The 25,044-nt window shown below is 39.5% G+C and carries 23 protein-coding genes; 16 read left to right on the top strand and 7 right to left on the bottom strand.

Going from position 1 to position 25,044, the window contains the following annotated elements; genetic code table 11:
• Positions 1–93 precede the first annotated feature (93 nt).
• The 4 genes from FBF73_RS04130 (at position 94) to FBF73_RS04115 (ending at position 9,249) form a co-directional block, all read left to right on the top strand.
• Complete coding sequence (locus FBF73_RS04130; protein ID WP_136937060.1) at positions 94–5,193, top strand: S8 family serine peptidase; 5,100 nt, start codon at positions 94–96, stop codon at positions 5,191–5,193.
• A 590-nt stretch (positions 5,194–5,783) separates the two neighbouring features.
• Complete coding sequence (gene glyQ / locus FBF73_RS04125; protein WP_000038733.1) at positions 5,784–6,701, top strand: glycine--tRNA ligase subunit alpha; 918 nt, start codon at positions 5,784–5,786, stop codon at positions 6,699–6,701.
• Positions 6,702–6,912: 211 nt separating this feature from the next.
• Positions 6,913–8,949 carry a glycine--tRNA ligase subunit beta gene (glyS, locus tag FBF73_RS04120; RefSeq protein ID WP_124788171.1) on the top strand — a complete coding sequence of 679 codons (2,037 nt, stop codon included), beginning with the start codon at positions 6,913–6,915 and terminating at the stop codon, positions 8,947–8,949.
• 42 nt (positions 8,950–8,991) lie between these two features.
• Entirely contained in the window at positions 8,992–9,249 is a 258-nt protein-coding gene (locus FBF73_RS04115) for a DUF896 family protein (RefSeq protein WP_000371299.1), read from the top strand.
• A gap of 115 nt (positions 9,250–9,364) precedes the next feature.
• Here the strand turns inward: FBF73_RS04115 and FBF73_RS04110 are convergent, their stop codons facing one another.
• From FBF73_RS04110 to FBF73_RS04100, 3 genes are read right to left on the bottom strand one after another with little or no spacing between them, the layout of a single operon-like run.
• A complete protein-coding gene (locus FBF73_RS04110; RefSeq protein WP_124788172.1) occupies positions 9,365–10,609 on the bottom strand; it encodes an NAD(P)H-dependent oxidoreductase in 1,245 nt (414 codons plus the stop codon).
• Positions 10,610–10,627: 18 nt separating this feature from the next.
• On the bottom strand, positions 10,628–11,233 hold the full coding sequence (locus tag FBF73_RS04105) for an NADPH-dependent FMN reductase (RefSeq protein ID WP_070842713.1): 606 nt from the start codon (positions 11,231–11,233) through the stop codon (positions 10,628–10,630).
• A gap of 59 nt (positions 11,234–11,292) precedes the next feature.
• On the bottom strand, positions 11,293–12,216 hold the full coding sequence (locus tag FBF73_RS04100) for an FAD:protein FMN transferase (protein ID WP_136937059.1): 924 nt from the start codon (positions 12,214–12,216) through the stop codon (positions 11,293–11,295).
• A 309-nt stretch (positions 12,217–12,525) separates the two neighbouring features.
• Between FBF73_RS04100 and nox the strand changes: the two genes are divergently transcribed.
• From nox to pdxT, 3 genes are all read left to right on the top strand, one after another.
• Positions 12,526–13,905: a H2O-forming NADH oxidase gene (gene nox, locus FBF73_RS04095; RefSeq protein ID WP_136937058.1), complete on the top strand. Its 1,380-nt coding sequence runs from the start codon at positions 12,526–12,528 to the stop codon at positions 13,903–13,905.
• A gap of 151 nt (positions 13,906–14,056) precedes the next feature.
• Positions 14,057–14,932, top strand: coding sequence for a pyridoxal 5'-phosphate synthase lyase subunit PdxS (gene pdxS, locus FBF73_RS04090; RefSeq protein ID WP_000138517.1), 876 nt, complete (start codon positions 14,057–14,059; stop codon positions 14,930–14,932).
• Positions 14,933–15,514 (top strand): pyridoxal 5'-phosphate synthase glutaminase subunit PdxT, encoded by a 582-nt coding sequence (gene pdxT, locus FBF73_RS04085; protein WP_136937057.1) that lies wholly within the window; start codon positions 14,933–14,935, stop codon positions 15,512–15,514. It begins immediately after the preceding gene.
• A 20-nt stretch (positions 15,515–15,534) separates the two neighbouring features.
• Here the strand turns inward: pdxT and trhA are convergent, their stop codons facing one another.
• The gene (trhA, locus tag FBF73_RS04080; RefSeq protein ID WP_136937056.1) at positions 15,535–16,182 is read right to left on the bottom strand and encodes a PAQR family membrane homeostasis protein TrhA; all 648 of its coding nucleotides are present in this window, start codon (positions 16,180–16,182) and stop codon (positions 15,535–15,537) included.
• On the bottom strand, positions 16,182–16,625 hold the full coding sequence (locus FBF73_RS04075; RefSeq protein WP_136937055.1) for a DUF1836 domain-containing protein: 444 nt from the start codon (positions 16,623–16,625) through the stop codon (positions 16,182–16,184). Before FBF73_RS04075 ends, trhA begins: the two co-directional genes overlap by 1 nt.
• A 134-nt stretch (positions 16,626–16,759) precedes the next feature.
• Here FBF73_RS04075 and FBF73_RS04070 point away from each other — a divergent pair, with 134 nt between their 5' ends.
• The 7 genes from FBF73_RS04070 to trxB all read left to right on the top strand — a co-directional run bounded on the left by FBF73_RS04070 (position 16,760) and on the right by trxB (position 21,112).
• On the top strand, positions 16,760–17,254 hold the full coding sequence (locus FBF73_RS04070) for a GNAT family N-acetyltransferase (protein ID WP_136937054.1): 495 nt from the start codon (positions 16,760–16,762) through the stop codon (positions 17,252–17,254).
• Positions 17,254–17,763 (top strand): methylated-DNA--[protein]-cysteine S-methyltransferase, encoded by a 510-nt coding sequence (locus FBF73_RS04065; protein ID WP_136937053.1) that lies wholly within the window; start codon positions 17,254–17,256, stop codon positions 17,761–17,763. Before FBF73_RS04070 ends, FBF73_RS04065 begins: the two co-directional genes overlap by 1 nt.
• Positions 17,764–17,775: 12 nt before the next feature.
• Positions 17,776–18,132 carry an arsenate reductase family protein gene (locus FBF73_RS04060; RefSeq protein WP_000889091.1) on the top strand — a complete coding sequence of 119 codons (357 nt, stop codon included), beginning with the start codon at positions 17,776–17,778 and terminating at the stop codon, positions 18,130–18,132.
• 157 nt (positions 18,133–18,289) lie between these two features.
• Positions 18,290–19,090 (top strand): amino acid ABC transporter permease, encoded by an 801-nt coding sequence (locus tag FBF73_RS04055; RefSeq protein WP_001103451.1) that lies wholly within the window; start codon positions 18,290–18,292, stop codon positions 19,088–19,090.
• Positions 19,090–19,833: an amino acid ABC transporter ATP-binding protein gene (locus FBF73_RS04050; RefSeq protein WP_000590965.1), complete on the top strand. Its 744-nt coding sequence runs from the start codon at positions 19,090–19,092 to the stop codon at positions 19,831–19,833. Before FBF73_RS04055 ends, FBF73_RS04050 begins: the two co-directional genes overlap by 1 nt.
• Before the next feature lie 77 nt (positions 19,834–19,910).
• Positions 19,911–20,135: a DUF4059 family protein gene (locus tag FBF73_RS04045; RefSeq protein ID WP_000926599.1), complete on the top strand. Its 225-nt coding sequence runs from the start codon at positions 19,911–19,913 to the stop codon at positions 20,133–20,135.
• Between the two features lie 65 nt (positions 20,136–20,200).
• Positions 20,201–21,112 carry a thioredoxin-disulfide reductase gene (trxB, locus tag FBF73_RS04040; protein ID WP_136937052.1) on the top strand — a complete coding sequence of 304 codons (912 nt, stop codon included), beginning with the start codon at positions 20,201–20,203 and terminating at the stop codon, positions 21,110–21,112.
• 199 nt (positions 21,113–21,311) lie between these two features.
• Here the strand turns inward: trxB and rlmB are convergent, their stop codons facing one another.
• Positions 21,312–22,040, bottom strand: coding sequence for a 23S rRNA (guanosine(2251)-2'-O)-methyltransferase RlmB (rlmB, locus tag FBF73_RS04035; protein WP_045611907.1), 729 nt, complete (start codon positions 22,038–22,040; stop codon positions 21,312–21,314).
• Between the two features lie 43 nt (positions 22,041–22,083).
• Positions 22,084–22,695, bottom strand: coding sequence for a peptide deformylase (def, locus tag FBF73_RS04030; protein ID WP_136937051.1), 612 nt, complete (start codon positions 22,693–22,695; stop codon positions 22,084–22,086).
• A gap of 174 nt (positions 22,696–22,869) precedes the next feature.
• Here def and FBF73_RS04025 point away from each other — a divergent pair, with 174 nt between their 5' ends.
• Positions 22,870–24,195, top strand: a complete 1,326-nt coding sequence (locus FBF73_RS04025; protein ID WP_136937050.1) for a CapA family protein — start codon at positions 22,870–22,872, stop codon at positions 24,193–24,195.
• 21 nt (positions 24,196–24,216) lie between these two features.
• On the top strand, positions 24,217–25,044 hold the full coding sequence (locus FBF73_RS04020; protein WP_136937049.1) for an HAD family hydrolase: 828 nt from the start codon (positions 24,217–24,219) through the stop codon (positions 25,042–25,044).

Raw genomic sequence — 25,044 nt, 5'->3', positions numbered from 1 at the left:
ATATTACAATTTTGTTACAAAATAAGTTTTTGATAGAATTTTCTGATAATTTGGTATATAATACTTTTAATTTAAATAAAAAGGAGTGATTTTATGGGAGATTGCAAAGATTTTTGTCATAAAAAGTACCAAGTAGCAACGATTTTTCTGCTAACGGTCTTTGCATTCGGATTTGCTTTCGCACAGGTTAGTGCCGATGAGGGAAAATTTGAAGCATCCAATCAAGTTACACATGATGTAACGACTAATAAATTAGATGATTCAAATAAGCTCGCACCGCCAGTCACGGCTGACAAGAATGCTCTAAATTCTTCTTCGAAGGAAAAAACAGAAGTGACAGAGTCGTTAAAACAAGATGATTCTATAGAATATAGAGATAATAAGTCAGACAAGAATGTAACCACACAGAAAGAAACGACTGCTATAAAAAGTGAGGAGAAGAAGGAAGAATCAGCAGTGAAAAGTAATTCTTCTTCGGAAAGCATCCAATCACAGTCGTTATCTCAAGCTGGACAGAAAGAAAAGCCAAACAGTATCTCCAGTAATGAAATTATTACTGTCCCTAAAACCTGGGAAGCAGGACATAAAGGACAAGGAACTGTAGTCGCTGTTATAGATTCAGGTCTTGATTTGAATCATGAGGTTTTGCGTATTTCTGATCCGTCAAAGGCGAAATTTAAAAATCAGGATGATATCGAAAAAGCTAAAAAGGCTGCTGGTATTGACTATGGGAAATGGTACAGTGATAAAGTAGTATATGCTTATGATTACTTTGATGGAACTGATAATATAAAAGAGGCTGAAAAAGAGTCTCATGGAATGCATGTTACTGGGATTGTAGCTGGAAATCCTGTTAATAAAGCCCCAAATTCTGAGAAGGTTTATGGGGTGGCGCCAGAAGCTCAAATTATGTTTATGAGAGTTTTTTCAGACAGAAATAAAACTACAGCCTCTGCCCTCTATGTAAAAGCTATTGATGATGCTGTTGCATTAGGTGCAGATGTGATCAATATGAGTTTGGGTGCAGGTGCGGGTTCAACGGTAGATGCAGGTTCAGATATCATTGATGCAGTAAAAAGAGCACGTGCTAAAGGAGTATCTGTTGTTATTGCTGCTGGTAATAGTAATACTTTCGGTAGAGGTTTTTCACAACCATTGGCAGCAAATCCTGATTATGGTCTCGTCGGAAATCCCTCTACAGTGGAAGATTCAATTTCTGTTGCTTCGATTAATAATAAAATTCTAACTACTGAAGTCTTTGAAGTAAAAGGTTTAGAAAATGACGCTACCCTTGATTATGGTAAGTTTGATTTTAATAGACCTGAAACAGAAAAAGATTTTGAAAAAGGGAAAGAATACGAATATGTAGCAGCGGGTATTGGTCGTGAAGAAGATTTTGCTAATATTGATGTAAGAGGCAAGTTAGCACTGATTCAACGTGGTAAAATTCATTTTTCTGATAAGATTAAAAATGCTCTTAAACACGGTGCAGCTGGAGTTTTAATTTATAACAACGTTGAAGGTGCAAATGTTAGTATGTCTGTTACAGGTGATGCTAAGAAAATCCCATCTGTCTTTATTTCAAAACATTATGGTGAAATTCTTAAGTCTGGTCAGTATAAAATTGTCTTTAATCACAAGATGGATAATCGTAAATCAGACGTTGCAGACCAATTATCAGATTTTTCAAGTTGGGGAGTTACAACTGATGGACAATTGAAACCAGATGTTACTGCACCTGGTGGAAATATCTATTCATCATTTAACGATAATAGCTATGGAAGTATCAGTGGAACAAGTATGGCGGCCCCTCATGTAGCTGGTGTCGCAGCATTAGTCAAAGAATATTTAGCGAAAAAACATCCTGAATTATCAGCTAGTCAAATTTCAGAGATTGTAAAAGCTTTAATTATGTCTACTGCAAAACCACATTTTAATAAACAAACTGGAGCCTATACTTCTCCACGTCAGCAAGGTGCGGGCGTAGTTGACACGATGGCGGCAACAAGCACAGATTTATTTGTAACAGGTACAAATAACTATCCAAGTGTTACTTTTGGCAATGTTGGTGATAAATTTACCTTTGAAGTTACAATTCATAATATTTCGGATAAAGACCAAACATTGAAGATGATTGTAAATACAAATACGGACGAAGTTGCCGAAGGGAAATTCACTCTCCGTCCACGAAAACTAACTGAAACAGTTTGGCCTGAAGTAACTGTGAAAGCTCATAGTACGAAGACAGTAACAGTTAGTGTAGATACAAGTAAGTTTACTGAAGAACTTAGCAAAATAATGCCAAATGGATATTTTCTAGAAGGATTTGTTAGATTTGTCAATCCTGCAGATGATGGTTCTGTTATTGGTTTACCATTTATGGGATTTAAGGGAGAATTCCAGAATCTACCTGCAATTGAAAAACCAATTTATCAATTGATTAAGGAAGGAAACAGTGGATTTTACTCTGAAATTGATAAAGATAATCCAGGGATTTCACCTTCAGACGATGCAACTTATTTAACAAGTTCTGAAAATGATGTAAATGTTTTAAAAGCAGAGCGTCAAGGAAATCGAGTGACTGTACTCGGAGTGAAACAAGATGCTGAAGGAAAATACCATCTTCAATTAGATGAAAAGGGGAACATCCGCCTTGCTATCTCGCCAAATGAGGATGGTAATAAAGATTCTGTTCAATTTAAAACTCTTGTCTATAGAAATTTGGTAAATCTTCGTGCAACAGTTTATGATTCTTCGGATACAACACACAGTCAACCTATTTGGCAAAGTCGTCCAACAGACCTTGTAAAAAATTATTTTGATGGTGATACTAGAAATCCAAGAAGTTACATTGTAGATAAAACAGCTTGGGGAGGACAGGATTCTAATGGAAATCGAGTCTCTGATGGAATTTATGACTATGTTATTAGTTATAAGCCAGATGTCCCTGGAGCTGAGGAACAATACACAATATTTAAAATTCAAATCGACACACAAAAACCTCTGATTACTTCGGGATATATTCGTTCTCAAGAAGAACAAGAACAATTTATAGCTCGCAAACCTCAGGATGTAGGAAATGGTGGAATTCTTCTAGAAAAAGTCTTTTATATTCGTCCTTCTGAAAATAGAGAGGCGACAGATTCAGAAATCGAACAGTATCAAATTATCAAACAAAATGAAGATGGTAGTTATACACTTCCTAAGAACGTTGATAAATCGAAAATCTTCTATTATGTAGAAGACTTTGCGGGAAATGTAGATTTTATATCTCTCAAAGATCTTGTAGGTGAAGAAAATAGTGGTCGTGTAAAAATTGCTATACTAAACAATAAAACCAACGATGAGATTGATACAACTTATGTTTATCGCATTAAAAATAGCGAAGGACAATATGTAACTGTTGATAAGTCAAAAGATATTAATTTCTTGAAATTTGGGCATTATGTTGCGGAAATTTTTAGCTATGACCGTACAGAGTTGAAATTTGTGAGTGCTCTATCTAAGGAATTTGATTTAACGAAAGAAAATAGTTTTCAAACTATTACCTTCTTGGCTAACAAAATGAAATATGCCCCAGTAACGGTTGGATTTAATCAAGCTGTTCCTGGAACTACAACGATTACTTTAGTAGGTGAAGACGGTCAGAGTCAAGTCTTGCCAGCTGAAACATATGGTAAACATTCTTATGGTAAGAAAGTAGTTACTGGTGAGTATAAAGTTCTTGTAAATCTATCAAACGGTTATGAATTACTTGATAATCTTCAACCATTTAAAGTTCTGTTTGGTAAAAATAATGTTTTGTCACTTTCAGTTGTTTCTAAGTTAGCTCTGATTGCAGCTTTAAATAAACAAATGGAAGTAGTTAAAACTCCGAGATATTATAATACAAAACAGAAGTTAAAAGAAATTTTTGATCAAAGTGTCAAAGATGCGCAACTAGCATTGGGAAGTAAACTTAACCAAGATAAAATTGACCAAATTGTTAAGGCTTTAGAGTCTGCTATGCAAACATTGGATGGTAAGGAATCTGATATCACATCATTGAAGAATGCTATTAAAGCATATGCTGAGACAGTTAAAAAAGGTAAATATATAAATTCTGATCAAGAACGCAAAGGTCAATATGATCGTGAATTTAAACTCTTGGCATTATTAATTACAAAAGATTTGATAACTCAAGATGAAATCGACCGTCTATTGACCGCTTTCTTGAAAGCACAAGACCAGCTGAATGGGAAAGAAACAGATTTCATGAGCTTAAAAAATGTTATCGTGGATGAAGTGAAGTTCCAAGACAAAGATCCAAGATTTTTGGCAGCTAGCAAAGAGGAGAAAGATGCATATAATCTTATTTTCAACAAAGCTAAGCTACTTTTGGAAAATGCAGAAGCTAGTCAAGAAGAAATTAATGCAGTAATCAATGCTCTAAAAGAGACGGCTGTAAAACTTAAGGCTAATAAAGTAGAGATTCCAATCAAACCAGTTGCACCAGTTAAGCCGGTTATTCCAACTAAACCAGTTGTAACGATTAAACCAGTTATTCCAGCTAAACCAGTTGTAACGATTAAACCAGCTAATCCAACTAAACCAGTTGTAACGATTAAACCAGTTATTCCAGCTAAACCAGTTGTAACGATTAAACCAGCTAATCCAACTAAACCAGTTGTAACGATTAACCCAGTTATTCCAGCTAAACCAGTTGTAACGATTAATCCAGTTATTCCAGCTAAACCAGTTGTAACGATCAAGCCAGTTATTCCAACTAAAGCAGTTGCATCGGTTAACCCAGTTATTCCAACTAAACCAGTTGTAACGATTAAGCCAGTTATTCCAACTAAACCAGTTGTAACGATTAAACCAGTTATTCCAACTAAACCAGTTTCTCAAGTGAAACCTGTTAAATTAGTAAGTCACAATAGACAAGTCTCAACTATCAAGCCTTCAATTAGCAATGATAAAATTGAGAAAGCTACATCAATTGCAATACATCATTCCAATATAGAAGCTAAGCATGAGAATAAAACACTAGCTGGAAGTAGTCAACAAGTGCTTTTAGCTACAGTCAACAAAGAAGGAAAACAATTACCAGCCACTGGTGAGAATAACATGATTTCTATTATTCTAAGTATTTCAGGAATTTCTCTCTTATTGTCAGTTATCGGACTTGCAACTTTTTCAAAAAGTGAGTAGAGAATACAATACATCTTTCTATAGTTTTTGATTTACAGTATGTTACAATTCTGATATAATAGTCATCAGGAAAGAAAGTCTTATGGCGTTCTTCAAGCGAGCTTGGAATAGTGGGAGCCAAGTAGGACAAAATAAAGAGCTGGCGCTTTCTGTAGTATTTTCAAAAACAATGAAGTAATAAATTAGGGTGGAACCGCGTTTCTGACGCCCCTAGTCGCAAGGCTTGGGTGTTGAAATTCGGTTCTTTTTGATTTTGAACCTGAGTCTTCTTTCAAGAAAATCAGTCTGTGATTTTCTATACAGTCCTACTGCTTTAGGTCTGTTTAAGCTAGAAGCAGTACTAACTCGTCTTTCCTCGTAAAATCGACGAGGCAGACTCGTGTCGCAAGTAATTTATAGAAAAAGGAGTAAATAATGTCTAAAAAATTGACTTTCCACTGCATCAGTGGCAGAGACCTCCTTACAGTCGGACTGCCCCACGCTCAGCACTAGAGTGCCTGAGCTAGACGCAGTACTAACTCGTCTTGCCTCGTATAATCAACAAGGCAGACTCGTGTCGCAAAAAATCATTTTTTATTAAGGAGTATTCAATGTCTAAAAAATTAACATTTCAAGAAATTATTTTGACTTTGCAACAATTTTGGAATGACCAAGGTTGTATGCTTATGCAGGCTTATGACAATGAAAAAGGTGCGGGAACCATGAGTCCGTACACTTTCCTTCGTGCTATCGGACCTGAGCCATGGAATGCAGCGTATGTAGAGCCATCACGTCGTCCTGCTGACGGTCGTTACGGAGAAAATCCTAACCGTCTTTACCAACACCACCAATTCCAGGTGGTCATGAAGCCATCTCCATCAAACATCCAAGAACTTTACCTTGAGTCTTTGGAAAAATTGGGAATCAATCCTTTGGAACATGATATTCGTTTCGTTGAGGACAACTGGGAAAACCCATCAACTGGTTCAGCTGGTCTTGGTTGGGAAGTTTGGCTTGATGGGATGGAAATCACTCAATTTACTTATTTCCAACAAGTCGGTGGACTGGCAACTGGCCCTGTGACAGCTGAAGTTACCTATGGTTTGGAACGCTTAGCTTCTTATATTCAGGAAGTGGATTCTGTCTATGATATTGAATGGGCTGATGGTGTAAAATACGGAGAAATCTTCATCCAGCCTGAGTACGAACACTCAAAATATTCATTTGAAATTTCGGATCAAGAAATGTTGCTTGAAAACTTTGATAAGTTTGAAAAAGAAGCTGGTCGCGCCTTGGAAGAAGGATTGGTACACCCTGCCTATGACTATGTTCTCAAATGTTCACATACCTTTAACTTGCTTGATGCACGTGGTGCCGTATCTGTAACAGAGCGCGCAGGCTATATCGCTCGTATTCGTAACCTAGCCCGTGTCGTAGCTAAAACCTTTGTCGCAGAACGCAAACGCCTAGGCTATCCACTTTTGGATGAAGCAACACGAGCTAAACTCTTAGCAGAAGACGCAGAATAAAGAGAGTGACAAATTACGAAAATGGGCGAACAGAGTGAGCCCTGAGCCAGTTGCCGTAGTGATGAAGGTATCCTTAGTGAAACTAAGGATACTAGGCAAAATTGGAGACTTTTGGCTCCAATTTTAGCAATGAAACAACGAAGTTGGTTGCTTGCGTGCCAATCACATAAGGCAAACTGGAAAATAAAAAGATATTTTTCGGAGAAAAAACATGACAAAAAACTTATTAGTAGAACTCGGTCTTGAAGAATTACCAGCCTATGTTGTCACACCAAGTGAAAAACAACTAGGCGAAAAAATGGCAGCCTTCCTCAAGGAAAACCGCCTGTCTTTTGAAGCCGTTCAAACCTTCTCAACACCACGTCGTTTGGCTGTTCGTGTGACTGGTCTAGCAGACAAACAGGCTGATTTGACAGAAGATTTCAAGGGTCCAGCAAAGAAAATTGCCTTGGATAGTGATGGGAACTTCACCAAAGCTGCTCAAGGATTTGTCCGTGGAAAAGGCTTGACTGTTGAAGATATCGAATTCCGTGAAATTAAGGGTGAAGAATATGTCTATGTCACTAAGGAAGAAATTGGTCAAGCAGTTGAAGCCATTGTTCCTGGTGTTGTGGATGTCTTGAAGTCCTTGACTTTCCCTGTCAGCATGCACTGGGCTAACAACATTTTTGAATATATCCGCCCTGTTCACACTTTAACTGTTCTTTTAGATGAAGAAGAGTTTGATTTGGATTTCCTTGATATCAAGGGAGGTCGTGTGAGCCGTGGTCATCGTTTCTTGGGGAAAGAAACCAAAATTCAGTCAGCTTTGAGCTATGAAGAAGATCTTCGTAAGCAGTTTGTAATCGCAGATCCACGTGAACGTGAGCAAATGATTGTTGACCAAATTAAGGCAATCGAGGAGAAAAATGGTGTACGTATCGAAATTGATGCGGATTTGCTGAACGAAGTCTTGAACTTGGTTGAATACCCAACTGCCTTTATGGGAAGTTTTGATGCCAAATACCTTGAAGTTCCAGAAGAAGTTTTAGTGACTTCAATGAAAGAACACCAACGTTACTTTGTTGTTCGCGATCAAGATGGCAAACTCTTGCCAAACTTTATTTCTGTTCGTAATGGAAACGCAGAGTATTTGGAAAATGTTATCAAAGGAAATGAAAAAGTTTTGGTAGCTCGTTTGGAAGACGGAGAATTCTTCTGGCGTGAAGACCAAAAATTGGTTATTTCAGACCTTGTTGAAAAATTAAACAATGTAACCTTCCATGAGAAAATTGGTTCCCTTCGTGAACACATGATTCGTACGGGTCAAATCGCTGTACTTTTGGCAGAAAAAGCAGGTTTATCAGCTGATGAAACAGTTGACTTAGCCCGTGCAGCTGCTATTTACAAGTTTGACTTGTTGACAGGTATGGTTGGCGAATTTGACGAGCTCCAAGGCATTATGGGTGAGAAATATGCCTTTCTTGCTGGGGAAACTCCAGCGGTGGCAGTTGCTATTCGTGAACACTACATGCCTACATCAGCCGAAGGAGAACTTCCAGAGAGCAAGGTTGGAGCCATTCTAGCTATTGCAGACAAATTGGATACGATTTTGAGTTTCTTCTCAGTAGGCTTGATTCCATCAGGTTCTAATGACCCTTATGCCCTTCGTCGCGCGACTCAAGGTGTGGTTCGTATCTTGGATGCCTTTGGTTGGCACATTGCTATGGATGAGCTGATCGATAGCCTTTATGATTTGAAATTCGACAGCTTAACTTATGAAAATAAAGCGGAGGTCATGGACTTTATCAAGGCTCGTGTCGATAAGATGATGGGCTCTACTCCAAAAGACGTTAAGGAAGCGGTCCTTGCAAGTTCGAACTTTGTTGTGGCGGATATGTTGGAAGCGGCAAGTGCTTTCGTAGAAGCAAGCAAGAAAGAAGACTTCAAACCATCTGTTGAATCCCTCTCACGTGCTTTCAACTTGGCTGAAAAAGCCGAAGGAACTGATACTGTTGATCCTGCTCACTTTGAGAATGAAGAAGAGAAAGCTTTGGCAGAAGCAGTAGAATCACTCGTTTTGTCAGGAACTGCAAGTCAGCAATTGAAACAGCTCTTTGCGCTTAGTCCAGTTATTGATGCCTTCTTTGAAAATACTATGGTTATGGCCGAAGATCAGGCTGTCCGTCAAAATCGTTTGGCTATCTTGTCTCATTTAACTCAAAAAGCAGCTAAGCTTGCACGTTTTAACCAAATCAATACCAGATAAAATCTGTTAAACGCATTAAATCTTATCATAAAGGAGAGAAATATGGATCCTAAAAAAATTGATCGTATTAACGAGCTTGCCAAAAAGAAAAAAACAGAAGGCTTGACCCCAGAAGAAAAAGTAGAACAAGCCAAACTACGTGAGGAGTACATCGAAGGTTATCGTCGCACTGTTCGTCACCACATCGAAGGGATCAAAATTGTGGACGAAGAAGGAAACGATGTTACACCAGAGAAACTACGTCAGGTACAACGTGAAAAAGGCTTACATGGTCGTAGTCTCGATGACCCAAATTCATAATAAATATTTTTTCTTTTAACAAAGATAGATGAAATAATAACTAAAAGACTAGCAGTTTGTGTTTGCTAGTCTTTTTTTGCTAAAAAAGGAACCAAGATGGTTCCTAAAACTACTATTAGTTGCTTGCACCAGATGTAGCGTCTGCGCCACCACCGTGAGCTCCAGCATCACCTGCATCAGAAGCTCCAGATGTAGCATCTGCATCGCCGTGACCATGTCCGCCAGCAGATGCTGCAGCATTTCCACCAACTAGACGTTGACCAGTTGTTTCTAAGTACCAATCAAGCCATGGTTGGAAATTAAAGATAATTTCATTAATTCCAGCATATGAGCCATCTGGATAGTACATTGCCTTGTAGTTATGTGTATTAATAACACCTTCTGGTTGTCCTGGAACAATTGTACGAACATACTCTTGATCACCATTACGTAATACGCCTACAACCCACTCAACGTTTTTCATTCTTGCAGGTGGTAGAGAAGCGTGTACTGTTCCTAGTCGGCTACCTGCTTGAACTCGCACACGTTTACCATACATAGTGTTTGGATCTTGGTGGGCGTTATTGTAGTACAAGAATTGGTTATTATCATCCGCATATGTCAACTCAAATGGCATTGCTTTCAAGAACATATCAATTTGGTTAACTGTCAAGATACCATGGTCTAATTTTACGTAAGTATCTCCAGAAACAGCTCCAACAAGCTCAGCAGCTTTTTCTACCCATTCAGGATCATCAGGATCAACACCTTGAATGGTAGTTGCAATTGGATTTGTACAATATAAATCTTCTGGTGCGATTGGTTTTGGTTTTTTCAATTTTGAAACGACTCCCACATATTTTACAAAGTTGTCTAAACATGTTTCAAGGAAATTAATAGTTCCTTCATTTGTGATATTCCCATTAACATCAAAGGCTTCTTTAGCTTTACCAAGAAGGAATTCATTTCCTGGAAGTGTGTAGGCATTGACACCTGGAGCGTCAAGAATCTTACGAAGGTGAACTTGGGCACGAGAAGTACCTTGGTCGTAGTAAGATGCTCCCACAATCATGACTGGTTTGTTTTCAAATGGATGAACTTCGTATGAAAGCCATTCAAGAACAGATTTTAGGGAAGCTGAGATTGTGTGGTTGTGCTCAGGAGTAGCAATGATAACACCATCAGCACGAGTAATTTTGTTATATAAATAACGTAATTGGAAACTTTCGTCCCATTTTTCGTCTTGATTAAACATTGGAACTTCGTCAATTTCAAGAACTTCTAATTCAAATTTAAGTTTGAAGTGACGACGGATAAATTCCAAGAGTTTACGGTTATATGATTGATCGTAGTTTGATCCTACAAGTCCAACAAATTTCATTCTTTTTGGTCTCCTATCTTACAAATTTTCCCAGTCAAAGTCTTCAGCATCTTTGCGAAGTAGTTCTTGTGCATTACGCAATTTTTCAGTAATTTTTACAAAGATACGGAAGTCGTCAAAAGTAGCATCCAGTTTTTTGATAACATCAAGATCTACTAGGTCTCCACTTGGGGTGAAGGCTTGAAGAGAATGTGAAAGCAAGAATTCATCTGGAAGGACACTTGCCTTAATTTCTGGGGCATTCAAGATTTGGCGAAGTTGTAATTGGGCACGTGATGAACCAAGAGTACCATATGAAGCACCTGTAATCATGATTGGTTTGTTCAAAAGTGGATAGATACCATAAGACAACCAAGCAAGAGCGCTCATCAAAACAGCTGGGATAGAGTGGTCATACTCAGGAGTACCGATAATAACGCCATCTGCCTCTTCAATTTTAGCAGCAATTTCTAAAATTTCAACAGGTACTTGCTTGTCGGCTGGCTTATTGAAGACAGGAATGTCTTTAATTTCAACAAGTTCAATTTCAGCTTTTTCAGCAAAGTGTTTTTGCATGTATTGAAGCAATTGACGGTTTGTAGAACGTTTTGAATTTGTTCCAACAATAGCAATAAGTTTTAACATGAGATTTCCTTTCTCTTTTTACATAATACGATTTTAAAACTCCATTGAAACATCTATTTCTATAGAGTAGGAATTCCTGAAGAACAGCTTAGGTAACCTTCTTTATCGATGAGGATAGCTTCGATGCCCTCCAAACTTTCGACTTGCCAGAGGATAGAAGCAGGTTTTTCTCCAAATAGACGAGTTGTCCAGATTTCACCATCGACTGATTTATCAGAGATGATTGTCAGACTAGCTAGTTCCGTTTCAACAGGATATCCTGTTTGGCTGTCAAAAATATGATGGTAATCTTTTCCATCGACAGTCAGGTGACGTTCATAAATGCCTGAAGTCACGACAGATTTATTGACAACAGGGATGGTCATTAAGTGATTTCCCCTCGGATTGGCTGGGTCTTGAATCCCGATTTGCCAAGGCTGATTTCCTCTTGCCTGATTTTTTCCAATAGTCAGGATATTCCCTCCCAGATTGATCAAGGCAGATGTTACTCCCTCTTCTCTAAGAAATTGGGCAACTTTATCCGCACTATAACCCTTGGCTAAACAACCAAGATCGATTTTCATTCCTTTTTGTTTTAAAAACACAGTGGAAGTGGAAGAATCTAACTCGATATAATGAGGATTGATTAAAGGAAGTACTGATTCAATTTCTTGAGGCTGGGCAACTTTGGCATCTGAAAAACCGATACGCCAGGTTTGAATCAAGGGACCAATGCTAATGTTTAGATGACTAGAGGGCGCTAGGCTATGCTCTAATCCAAGTGAAATCAATTCAAACAGGTCTGGATGAACTTTGACTGGAGCTATTCCAGCTTGATAATTGATTTCCATCAACTCAGATTCTTGACTATTGGCATTGAAGCGGTATTCAAGCTCTTTGAGCAAATCAAAGGATTTTTGGAGCAAGCTATCGGCTCGCTCATCTACTAATGAAATAGTGATAGTAGTCCCCATTAGCCGTTCGGAATGTGAACTAAGAGGCAAGCTACCAACTCCTTTCTCTTATGAAAAGAAGGTTGAAACATTGTAAATTTATATTAAATTTAACCCCTTACATTTTCTTTCCATGATACTAGCATACCATAAAGTCAGCGTTTTCACAAATAAAATTTGTAAACTTGTCAAGAAATATGCTCAGAAAATAAAAAAATAATTGTAAGAAAGACTGATAAAATACAGATTATTTACATTTTTTTACAAAAAAATCGGGAAAATTAGCTAAACTCTTGTAAACGCTAACAGTAAATGTTATACTAGAAGGGTAAATTTAAAATTGAAGGTAGGAATTTTTCTATGAGTAAAATCGTTGTAGTTGGTGCTAACCACGCTGGTACAGCATGTATTAATACTATGTTGGATAATTTTGGCAATGAGAACGAAATCGTTGTATTCGACCAAAACTCTAACATCTCTTTCCTAGGATGTGGAATGGCCCTTTGGATCGGTGAACAAATTGACGGTGCTGAAGGCTTGTTCTATTCTGATAAAGAAAAATTGGAAGCTAAAGGTGCTAAGGTTTACATGAACTCACCAGTTCTTTCAATCGACTATGATAACAAAGTAGTTACAGCAGAAGTTGAAGGGAAAGAGCACAAAGAATCATATGAGAAATTGATTTTCGCTACAGGTTCTACACCAATCTTGCCACCAATCGAAGGTGTTGAAATTGTTAAAGGAAACCGCGAATTTAAAGCAACTCTTGAAAATGTACAATTCGTTAAATTGTACCAAAACGCTGAAGAAGTGATTCACAAATTGTCTGATAAGAGTCAACACCTTGACCGTATCGCCGTTGTTGGTGGTGGTTATATCGGTGTTGAACTTGCTGAAGCCTTTGAACGTCTTGGAAAAGAAGTTGTCCTTGTTGATATCGTTGATACTGTCTTGAACGGTTACTATGACAAAGACTTCACACAAATGATGGCGAAGAACTTGGAAGACCACAACATCCGCTTGGCGCTTGGTCAAACTGTTAAAGCAATTGAGGGTGACGGTAAAGTTGAACGCTTGATTACTGACAAAGAAAGCTTTGACGTGGATATGGTTGTTCTTGCAGTTGGTTTCCGTCCAAACACAGCCCTTGCTGATGGAAAAATTGAACTCTTCCGTAACGGTGCCTTCCTTGTAGACAAGAAACAAGAAACATCTATCCCAGGCGTTTACGCAGTAGGTGACTGTGCGACTGTTTATGACAACGCTCGTAAAGACACTAGCTACATCGCGCTTGCTTCAAATGCTGTTCGTACTGGTATAGTTGGTGCATATAACGCATGTGGACATGAATTGGAAGGAATCGGTGTTCAAGGATCAAACGGTATCTCAATCTACGGTCTTCACATGGTTTCAACTGGTTTGACTCTTGAAAAAGCTAAAGCTGCTGGTTACAACGCAACTGAAACAGGCTTTAACGATCTTCAAAAACCAGAATTTATGAAGCATGACAACCATGAAGTTGCCATCAAGATTGTCTTTGACAAAGATAGTCGTGAAATTCTTGGTGCACAAATGGTTTCACACGATTCTGCAATCAGCATGGGAATCCACATGTTCTCACTTGCTATCCAAGAGCATGTGACAATTGATAAATTGGCATTGACAGACCTATTCTTCTTGCCACACTTCAACAAACCATACAACTACATCACAATGGCTGCCCTTACAGCTGAAAAATAAAAATGAATGAGCTATCTGGCCTTAAGTTAAGGCCAGATAGTTTTTTAACTATTCTGTACCCATACAATTACGTTTTTTTTATCTTGTACTTCATTTTAATCTAACTTAAAATGAAATGGTAGCTACCAATACAAATGATGAGGATAAAGAAATGACTGAAAATCGTTATGAACTAAATAAAAACTTGGCACAGATGCTTAAAGGTGGGGTTATCATGGACGTTCAGAACCCTGAACAGGCCCGTATTGCAGAAGCTGCTGGTGCGGCAGCTGTGATGGCCTTGGAGCGGATTCCAGCTGATATTCGTGCAGCTGGTGGGGTTTCCCGTATGAGTGATCCAAAGATGATTAAGGAAATCCAAGAAGCGGTTAGCATTCCAGTAATGGCCAAGGTCAGAATCGGGCACTTTGTTGAAGCTCAGATTTTAGAGGCTATTGAGATTGACTATATCGATGAAAGTGAAGTTTTATCTCCAGCAGACGACCGTTTCCATGTGGACAAAAAAGAATTCCAAGTTCCTTTTGTTTGTGGGGCTAAGGATTTGGGTGAAGCCTTGCGTCGTATCGCTGAAGGTGCTTCTATGATTCGTACAAAAGGAGAACCAGGGACAGGAGACATTGTTCAAGCTGTTCGTCATATGCGTATGATGAATCAGGAAATTCGCCGTATTCAAAACTTACGAGAGGACGAACTTTATGTTGCTGCTAAGGACTTGCAAGTACCTGTAGAATTGGTTCAATATGTCCATGAGCATGGAAAATTGCCAGTTGTAAACTTTGCGGCTGGAGGCGTTGCAACGCCAGCAGATGCTGCGTTGATGATGCAATTAGGGGCAGAAGGCGTCTTTGTCGGTTCAGGTATTTTTAAGTCAGGAGATCCTGTTAAACGAGCTAGTGCCATTGTCAAAGCGGTAACTAATTTCCGAAATCCTCAAATCCTGGCTCAAATTTCTGAAGATTTAGGAGAAGCCATGGTGGGTATTAATGAAAATGAAATCCAAATCCTCATGGCTGAGCGAGGAAAATAGATGAAAATTGGAATATTGGCCTTGCAAGGTGCCTTTGCAGAACATGCAAAAGTACTAGATAAATTGGGCGTAGACAATGTCGAAATCAGAAATCTAGATGATTTTCAGAAACATCAGAGTGATTTATCGGGTTTGATATTACCTGGTGGGGAATCTACAACCATGGGTAAGCTCTTACGAGACCAGAACATGCTGATTCCCATTCGAGAAACCATACTTTCTGGACTTCCCGTTTTTGGTACTTGCGCAGGTTTGATTCTCTTAGCTAAAGAAATTACTTCTCAGGAAGAGAGTCATCTAGGAACTATGGATATGGTGGTCGAGCGCAATGCCTATGGGCGCCAATTAGGAAGTTTCTATACGGAAGCAGAATGTAAGGGAGTCGGTCAGATTCCAATGATCTTTATCCGTGGTCCAATTATCAGCAGTGTTGGAGAAGATGTAGAAATTCTAGCAACAGTTGATAATCAAATCGTTGCAGCCCAAGAAAAAAATATGTTGGTAACTTCTTTTCATCCAGAATTGACTGATGATGTGCGCTTGCACCAGTACTTTATCAATATGTGTAAAGAAAAAAGTTGAGATTGAATTTCTCAACTTTTTTACATGTAATAAACAATGGCAATGTATTGGAGTGCGGATGCAGCTAGGATAAAGAGATGCCAAATCATGTGGAAATAAGGTTTTTTCTTGGCGTAAAATCCAGTCCCAACTGTATAACAAAGTCCTCCAGTTACCATGAGACTCCAGAAAATTGGCGTTGTTTGACTGATAATGGCAGGAATGATAGCTAGAACCAACCAGCCCATAATCAGGTAAAGAGCAAGGCTAAATTTCTCATTGACTTTTTTAGCAAAGATTTTATAGAGAATACCAAAGATGGTCGTTCCCCACTGGATGGCAATAATCAGATAGCCAAACCAGTTATTCATCAAGGTCAATACGACCGGCGTGTAAGAACCTGCGATAGCCACATAAATCATCGAATGGTCGATGATCCGCAAGACGTATTTGTGGGTTGAACCATAGGCCATAGAGTGGTAAATGGTGGATGATAGGAACATGAGAAAGAGACTAATAACGAAAATGGAAACGCCGATAGATGATAAAAATCCGTGTGCCTCATAACTATAGGTGGATGAAATGGGGAGTAAGATGAGCATGATGACTGCACCTACAGCATGGGTCACACTATTAGCAATCTCCTCTCCAAAACTGAGTTGTTTGCTGAGCTTTAGGCTTGTATTCATTAGATTTCCTCCTCTTGAGTATGATGGATTAAGGCTAGAGTTTGATGATAGAGTTTAACGGTTTGGCAGCTGGTTTGTATGATAGGGTTAGCTGGGTCAATCCCTTGGTTCATGTAGTCCACAAAAGCATCGTAGAGTTGGTCTGAACTTGCTTGAATTTGTAGAGTATTAAGTGTATGTGCTATTTCTTGAATAGAAAATACAGACTTGAGTGTTGTGATAGCAATCAGACGGGCAATCTGTTGGCGTTGGTATTTTTTCTTGTCAGGCTTTGTCAGGTAACCATGTTTCACATAATTATTGATCATAGATGCTGTTAGTCCCTTGTCTTTATCAGTAGAAATAGGGGCGCAGACCTGATTGACATAGAGTAAAACCTGATCCAGATAGAGGTCAATGTTTGGAATTTCTGCCCATTTAGGGTAGGAAAAGGCGGTTTTCATTTCCAACTCCTTTTTATCTAGTTTTAATAACTAGATTATAAAATAATAAAAATAGAAAGTCAAATTTTAACTGCTTGTGGAAAGACTTAAATTATGCTATGATGGGAGAAACTAGTCAGAAATGAGGAGAAAATATGGAGATTCGTTTAGCTTTTCCAAATGAAGTAGATGCCATTATGCAGGTGATGGAGGATGCTAAGAAATGTTTAGCAGATGCTGGTAGTGACCAGTGGCAAAATGGTTATCCAAATGCTGATATTATTATTGAGGATATAATCTCAGGTCAAGCCTATGTAGCTTTGGAAGAGGGAGAACTACTAGCCTATGCTGCTGTGACTAAGAGTCCAGAGGAGGCCTATGAAGATATTTATGAGGGAAACTGGCAAGCTGGAGAGTCAGAATATCTAGTCTTTCACCGTATTGCTGTGGCAGCAGATGTGCAGGGACAAGGAGTTGCTCAAACCTTCTTAGAGGGCTTGATTGAAGGTTTTGACTATCTTGATTTTCGTTCAGATACGCATGCTGAAAACAAAGCTATGCAACATATTTTTGAAAAACTCGGATTTAAACAGGTTGGTAAGGTTCCAGTTGATGGCGAACGCTTGGCCTATCAAAAATTGAAGAAATAATGCAAAAGAAGTACGCAAAAATGCTCTATTCTTCGCCAATTGGCTCCCTTTCTCTCGTAGCTGATGACCAGTATTTGTATGGCATTTGGGTGCAGGAGCAGAAGCATTTTGAGAGGGGGATAGGAGATGAAACGATAGAAGTAGTTGTTAGTCATCCCATTTTAGACTCAGTTATTGCTTGCTTAGATGCTTACTTTAAAGGCAAGCCTCAAGATTTATCCGACTTGCCCTTGGCTCCAATCGGAACGGATTTTGAAAAGCGAGTTTGGTCCTATTTACAGAGAATTCCTTATGGTCAGACAGTGACCTATGGACAAATAGCCCAAGATCTGCAAGTGGCTTCTGCTCAAGCAATTGGTGGAGCAGTGGGACGCAATCCTTGGTCTATCCTAGTACCTTGTCATCGTGTGCTGGGAGCTGGCAAGCGTCTGACTGGTTATGCCGCAGGAGTGGAAAAGAAAGCTTGGCTCTTGGAGCATGAAGGCGCAGATTTTAAAGATATAAAATAGAAAGTGAAAGATATGTTAGAATTTATCGAATATCCAAAATGTTCAACTTGTAAAAAAGCAAAACAAGAATTAAACCAACTCGGTGTGGACTATAAAGCCGTTCATATCGTCGAAGAAACACCTAGCCAAGAAGTCATTTTAAACTGGCTAGAAACCTCAGGTTTCGAGTTGAAGCAATTTTTTAACACCAGTGGAATCAAATACCGTGAATTGGGGCTGAAAGATAAGGTAGGAAGCCTGTCAAACCAAGAAGCGGCTGAGTTGCTAGCAAGTGACGGTATGTTGTTAAAACGACCCATTTTAGTAGAAAATGGAACTGTTAAGCAAATCGGTTATCGAAAAGCTTATGAAGAATTGGGATTGAAATAGTTTTTATCTATCTCTTTGATAGATAAAATATATAACCTCCCTGTTTCAAAGTATGATAAACTAGTAGGTAGACAAAGTCTGTATCTGACCGTAGCAAATAATTTCATTGACGGCAGAAGTATGGTAGAATGAATCATTATCAGGAGAGGATGTTTTTATGAATGTTACAACGATTTTAGCATCAGATTGGTACCAAAACTTGATGCAATTGATTCCGGATGGCAAGCTTTTTAGCCTGCGTTCGGTCTTTGATGGAATCCCGAGAATTGTCCAACAACTTCCAACAACGATTATGTTGACCATTGGTGGTGCCCTTTTTGGCTTGGTTTTGGCACTTCTTTTTGCCATTGTGAAGATCAATCGTGTCAAGATTTTATATCCCTTGCAGGCCTTCTTTGTTAGTTTCTTAAAAGGGACACCGATTTTGGTGCAACTCATGTTGACCTACTACGGAATCCCTTTGGCTTTGAAAGCTCTCAATCAGCAATGGGGTACTGGTCTCAATATCAATGCGATTCCAGCGGCTGTTTTTGCGATTGTAGCCTTTGCCTTTAATGAGGCAGCTTATGCTAGTGAAACCATTCGTGCAGCCATTCTCTCAGTCAATCCTGGTGAGATTGAGGCGGCACGCAGTCTGGGGATGACCCGAGCGCAAGTTTATCGTCGAGTGATTATTCCAAATGCAGCGGTGGTAGCTACTCCAACCTTAATTAACTCCCTCATCGGCTTGACCAAGGGAACTTCCCTAGCCTTTAGTGCGGGTGTTGTGGAAGTCTTTGCCCAAGCTCAGATTTTAGGTGGGGCTGATTACCGCTATTTTGAACGCTTTATCTCCGTTGCTCTTGTTTATTGGGTAGTCAATATTGGAATTGAAAGCCTCGGTCGTTTCATCGAGAGAAAAATGGCTATTTCTGCACCTGATACAGTGCAAACAGATGTGAAAGGAGACCTTCGTTAATGATTAAGATTTCGAATTTAAGCAAATCCTTTTCAGGACAGACTGTCTTGGATCATCTGGACTTGGACATTCAAAAAGGGGAAGTTGTAGCCTTGATTGGTTCTTCAGGAGCTGGAAAATCAACTTTTCTTCGTAGTCTCAATTATCTTGAAACACCTGACAGTGGATCTATTCAGATTGATGATTTTTCAGTTGATTTTTCTAAAATCACTCAAGAAGAAATCCTTGCCCTTCGTCGTAAGCTGTCTATGGTTTTCCAACAGTTTAATTTGTTTGAACGCCGCACAGCACTTGATAATGTGAAAGAAGGCTTGGTTGTTGTCAAGAAATTGTCTGATCAAGAAGCGACTAAGATTGCCAAGGAAGAGTTGGCTAAGGTTGGGCTTTCTGACCGTGAAAACCATTACCCTCGACATTTATCAGGTGGACAAAAGCAACGGGTTGCCTTAGCGCGTGCGCTCGCTATGAAACCAGATGTCTTGCTCTTAGACGAACCAACTTCAGCCCTTGACCCAGAATTGGTTGGTGAAGTAGAAAAATCTATTGCAGATGCTGCTAAGTCAGGTCAAACCATGATTTTGGTTAGTCATGATATGTCCTTTGTAGCCCAAGTGGCTGATAAGATTCTCTTCCTAGATAAGGGGAAAATCATTGAGTCTGGAACACCGGATGAGATTATCCACCATCCTAAAGAAGAACGAACAAAAGAATTCTTCGCTAGTTACAAACGAACTTATATTTGATATAATAGATAAAGGAAAACTCAGTTAGATGGACTAGCTGAGTTTACTCTTTAAAAAAGATAGAAATGAGAGAAATCATGCTACTGCAACTATTTTCTTTATATTTCGAGAGTTTGATCTTGACCACCATCCTCGTTCTGATTTTTTTAGGGATTTGGATTGGACTGAGAGCCATGTCGGGAGTTGATAAGACAGCCAAGGCTCGCCAAGCCCATCTCTATGATATGATTATGATTGGTGTCTTGGTTGTTCCAGTATTATCCTTTGCGGTTATGAGTTTAATTCTTGTTTTCAAGGCATAATCCTTGCATGATTGACAAGAAAGAGTTAGAATAAAGATAGTTACAACAAGAAAGAAGGAATCTATATGTACGATACTATTATTATCGGTGCTGGACCTGCAGGTATGACTGCAGCCTTGTATGCTGCTCGAAGCAATCTGAAAGTAGCCTTGATTGAAGGTGGTCTGCCAGGTGGTCAGATGAATAATACCTCTGATATCGAAAATTACCCTGGATACGCTAATATTAGTGGGCCAGAATTGGCTGAAAAGATGTTTGAACCACTTGAAAATCTTGGTGTTGAGCACATTTATGGTTATGTTGAAAATGTAGAAGACCATGGTGATTTTAAGAAAGTGACTACTGATGACCAAACATATGAAACTCGTACAGTTATCGTAGCAACTGGTTCTAAACACCGCCCTTTGGGAGTACCTGGAGAAGAAGAATTGAACAGTCGAGGTGTTTCTTATTGTGCCGTGTGTGATGGTGCTTTCTTCCGTGACCAAGATTTGTTGGTAGTCGGTGGTGGAGATTCAGCTGTTGAAGAAGCCCTCTTCTTGACTCGCTTTGCTAAGACTGTTACCATTGTTCACCGTCGTGACCAACTTCGTGCCCAAAAGGTTTTACAAGACCGCGCCTTTGCGAATGAGAAAGTAAGCTTTATATGGGATTCTGTCGTGAAGGAAATCAAAGGTGAAAATCGAGTAGAATCTGTCGTATTTGAAAATGTGAAAACAGGTCAAGTGACAGAGCAAGCCTTCGGTGGCGTCTTTATCTATGTTGGATTGGACCCTCTTAGCGATTTTGTTAAAGGATTGAATATCCAAGATCAGGCAGGCTGGATTGTGACAGATAACCACATGAAAACTGCAGTTGATGGTATCTTTGCAGTTGGAGATGTTCGCTTGAAAGATCTTCGCCAAGTAACAACAGCAGTTGGAGATGGAGCTATCGCTGGTCAAGAAGCTTATAAATTTATCACAGAACATAGTTAATACACTTCGAAAATCTCTTCAAACCACGTTAGCTTCGCTTTGCCGTAGGTATCATAGGTATAGGTAACTGACTTCGTCAGTCTTATCCACAACCTCAAAGCAGTTCTTTGAGCTGTCTATGGCTAGCTTCCTAGTTTGCTCTTTGATTTTCATTGAGTATAATCATAAAAAAGTTTCCAATCAGATGACTGGAAACTTTTTATAGTCTATTTCGGAAAACTTCGTACATGAGAATAGCTGCAGCAACACTGGCATTGAGACTTTGAACATGTCCATTCATCGGAATGGTAATCATTTCATCGACCTGTTTTTTAATGTTACTAGAGATACCTTTTCCTTCATTTCCGATGATGAGGGCGATTTTCCCTTTTGTATTCCACTTATGGCAAGGAGTACCGTTCATATCCGTTCCAAAGGTCCAGAAGCCTTCATCCTTGAGTTTGTCCAGAGTTTGGCTCAGATTGGTCACTCGGGCAATTGGAACGTGTTCAATAGCACCTGTGGCCGTTTTGGCAACGACAGGAGTCACTCCGACAGCACGGTGTTTGGGAATGATGACACCTGAAACATTGGTCGCATCTGCTGTTCTCAAGATAGAACCTAGATTATGAGGGTCAGTTAACCCGTCCAGAATCAATAGCAGAGGGTTTTCTTCTTGGCGTGTTTTGGCAAGGATTTGGTCCAGCTCGCTATAGGCAAATTCAGACACTCGTAGAACAAAACCTTGGTGGACAGCACCTTCAGTCATCTCAGAGAGGGATTTTTTTGAAGTCCAAGAAATGGATACCTTCTTTTCTGTAGCCAGTTCCTTGACTTTCTCAACGTTCTTACCTCGGAGATCTTCTTGGAGGTAAAGTTTGTTTCCTGTGTTTGCAAGGAGGGCTTCGGTAACGGCGTGGACGCCATAGACAATATCATTTGTTTTCATGCCTCTATTATAACACAAAACCCCGTCTTGCAACGGGATTTTTTTATTCTAGAATCAGTAAACCATCTTTAACTGAAAATGGGTCTTTTTCATTGATACGATCGTAAAACATGATTCCGTTAATGTGGTCAATTTCATGTTGAACAACGATGGAGTTATAACCTTTAAGTTTGATACGGTGTTTTTCCCCATCCTTGTCAAAGTAGTCAACAGTAACGCGGGCATGGCGAACTACGTAGCCAGGCACGTTGCGGTCAACAGACAGACAACCTTCTCCTTCACCAAGAGCAGCGTCTTGAACAGAGTGAGAGACGATTTTTGGATTATACATAATAGCTTGTAAGTCGTAAGCTTCCTCTGGAGTTTCACCTTCTTCAACAATATTTGGTACTAAAACAGCGATAATGCGTTTTGAGATATCCAATTGGGGAGCAGCAAGTCCAACCCCACCTCGTAGCCCCATTTTTTCAGCCATGACAGGATCTTGGGAATGTTTGAGGAATTGCATCATTTTTTCGCCAAGGATAATTTCCTGGTCAGATAGAGGGAAAGTAACTTCCTCAGCAACCGCGCGTAGAGTCGGGTTCCCTTCGCGGATAATATCGTTCATATCAATTAAGTGAGCAGCTTTTGTAATACGTTCTATAGCAGACATTTTCTCTCCTTTCATTACCTCTACATGATATCACAAAATGACAAGGATTGAAAGCATTACGGCATTAAGCTTTTTTAGAAATTTACTAGCAAGTTGAATTCAATTGTGAAAGAATTACTTATCTGTGATATAATAAAAAGAAAAGGCTTGCATAAGAAAGTAGGGAGAATGAAGATGCAAAGAAGACAAGATCGAAATCAGCGTGGTTCAGCTTTTCGTTTTATGAAGGGCTTTGTAAACTTTTTTAGGAGTTATCGCAAGTGGAGTAATAAGGGATTTGTGGCCATACTCTTGCTAGCAGTTGCTTTATCAATGGGCTTGGTCTTGTTGTTTGAAAGTTTCCAAGGAATCCCCTTGACCAGTCAAAAAAAGGACGCCATTTTTCAAGAAGCTAATAAGACCAATCAAAATACAAAAGATCAGGAAGAGGAAAAAACTGCCAGAATTATGGCCAATGGGGACCTCCTCTATCATATTCCGATTTATCGTTCTGCTTTAAAAGAAGATGGAACCTATGATTTTCATGAAAATTTTGATTATGTGAAACCATGGCTCAAACAAGCAGATTTGATTATAGGCGATTTTGAAGGTACGGTAAACAAGGACCACTATTTGGCTGGTTATCCTCTTTTTAATGCACCTGGAGAAGTTATGGATGCCATCAAGGATGCCGGTTATCAAGTATTAGACTTGGCGCATAACCATATCCTAGATTCACAAATAGAAGGTGTGGTCTCAACAGCAGATGCTATTGAAAAGGCAGGAATGACACCTATTGGAGTGTATACGCATGAGTCCCGTGATCAAGCTCCACTGGTTATCAAGGAAGTGAACGGCATCAAGGTTGCACTTTTGGCCTATTCTTATGGTTTTAATGGAATTGAGCAAAGTATTTCTCAAGAAGACTATAACCGCTATCTTTCAGACCTAAATGAAGACAAGATGAAGGCTGAAATTGAACGTGCAGAGAAGGAAGCAGATATCACCATTATCATGCCTCAGATGGGTGTTGAGTATCGATTGGAACCAACTGAAGAACAAAAAGCTCTTTATCACAAGATGATTGATTGGGGGGCTGATATCATCTTTGGAGGGCATCCTCACGTTGTTGAACCATCTGAAACGGTTGAAAAAGATGGAGACAAGAAACTCATTATCTATTCAATGGGGAACTTCATTTCCAATCAACGAATTGAAACCATGCAAGATGAAGAGAATGCTAAGTGGACAGAGCGTGGCGTGCTCATGGATGTGACTATTAAGAAAAAAGCCGGTAAGACGACAATCGAAACTGCCAAAGCACATCCTTCTTGGGTAAACCGTACACCGAAAGGAACCTATTCTCCAGAAGGTTATCCACTCTTCCTTTACCAAACCTATATCTTAGAAGATTTTATCGAGGGTGGTAGTCATCGTGACCAGTTAGATGAAGCGACTAAGGAACGAATTGATACAGCCTACAAAGAAATGAACGAACATGTGGGATTGAAGTGGGACTAGCTTGAATCCAGAGGAAAGTAAATGACGATTAAGGTAATTGCAACAGATATGGACGGGACCTTGCTGGATGCTAGAGGCCAGCTTGATCTCCCACGTTTGGAAAAGATTTTAGATCAGTTGGATCAAAGGGGTATTCGTTTTGTCATCGCGACGGGCAATGAAATTCACCGAATGAGGCAACTACTGGAGCACTTGGTCGATCGGGTGGTTCTGGTTGTTGCAAACGGTGCTCGTATTTTTGAAAACAATGAACTGATTCAGGCTCAGACTTGGGATGATGCCATTGTTGATAAGGCCTTGGCTCATTTCAATGGTCGAGCGTGTCAGGACCAGTTTGTTGTAACGTCTATGAAGGGTGGTTTCGTCAAGGAAGGTACGATTTTTACAGACCTTGAAAGTTTTATGACTTCAGAAATGATTGAAAAATTCTACCAACGGATGCATTTTGTGGATGAATTAACCTCTGACCTCTTTGGTGGTGTGCTCAAGATGAGTATGGTTGTTGGTGAGGAACGTTTGAGTTCGGTCTTGGAAGAAATCAATGACCTCTTTGATGGCCGTGTTCGGGCTGTATCGAGTGGCTATGGTTGCATTGATATCCTTCAAGCTGGAATTCATAAAGCATGGGGCTTGGAAGAATTACTCAAGCGTTGGGAATTGAACCCCCAACAAATTATGGCTTTTGGTGACAGTGAAAATGATGTTGAAATGCTTGAAATGGCTGGAATTGCCTATGCGATGGAAAATGCTGATGAAAAAGCCAAAGCTGTGGCTACTGCTCTAGCGCCAGCCAACAGCCAAGGAGGAGTTTATCAAATCTTGGAAAACTGGTTAGAAAAAGGAGAATGA

The sequence above is a fragment of the Streptococcus mitis genome (assembly GCF_005144795.1).
Taxonomy (GTDB): Bacteria; Bacillota; Bacilli; order Lactobacillales; family Streptococcaceae; genus Streptococcus; species Streptococcus mitis_BB.
This window is presented reverse-complemented; position numbering and strand designations above follow the sequence as displayed.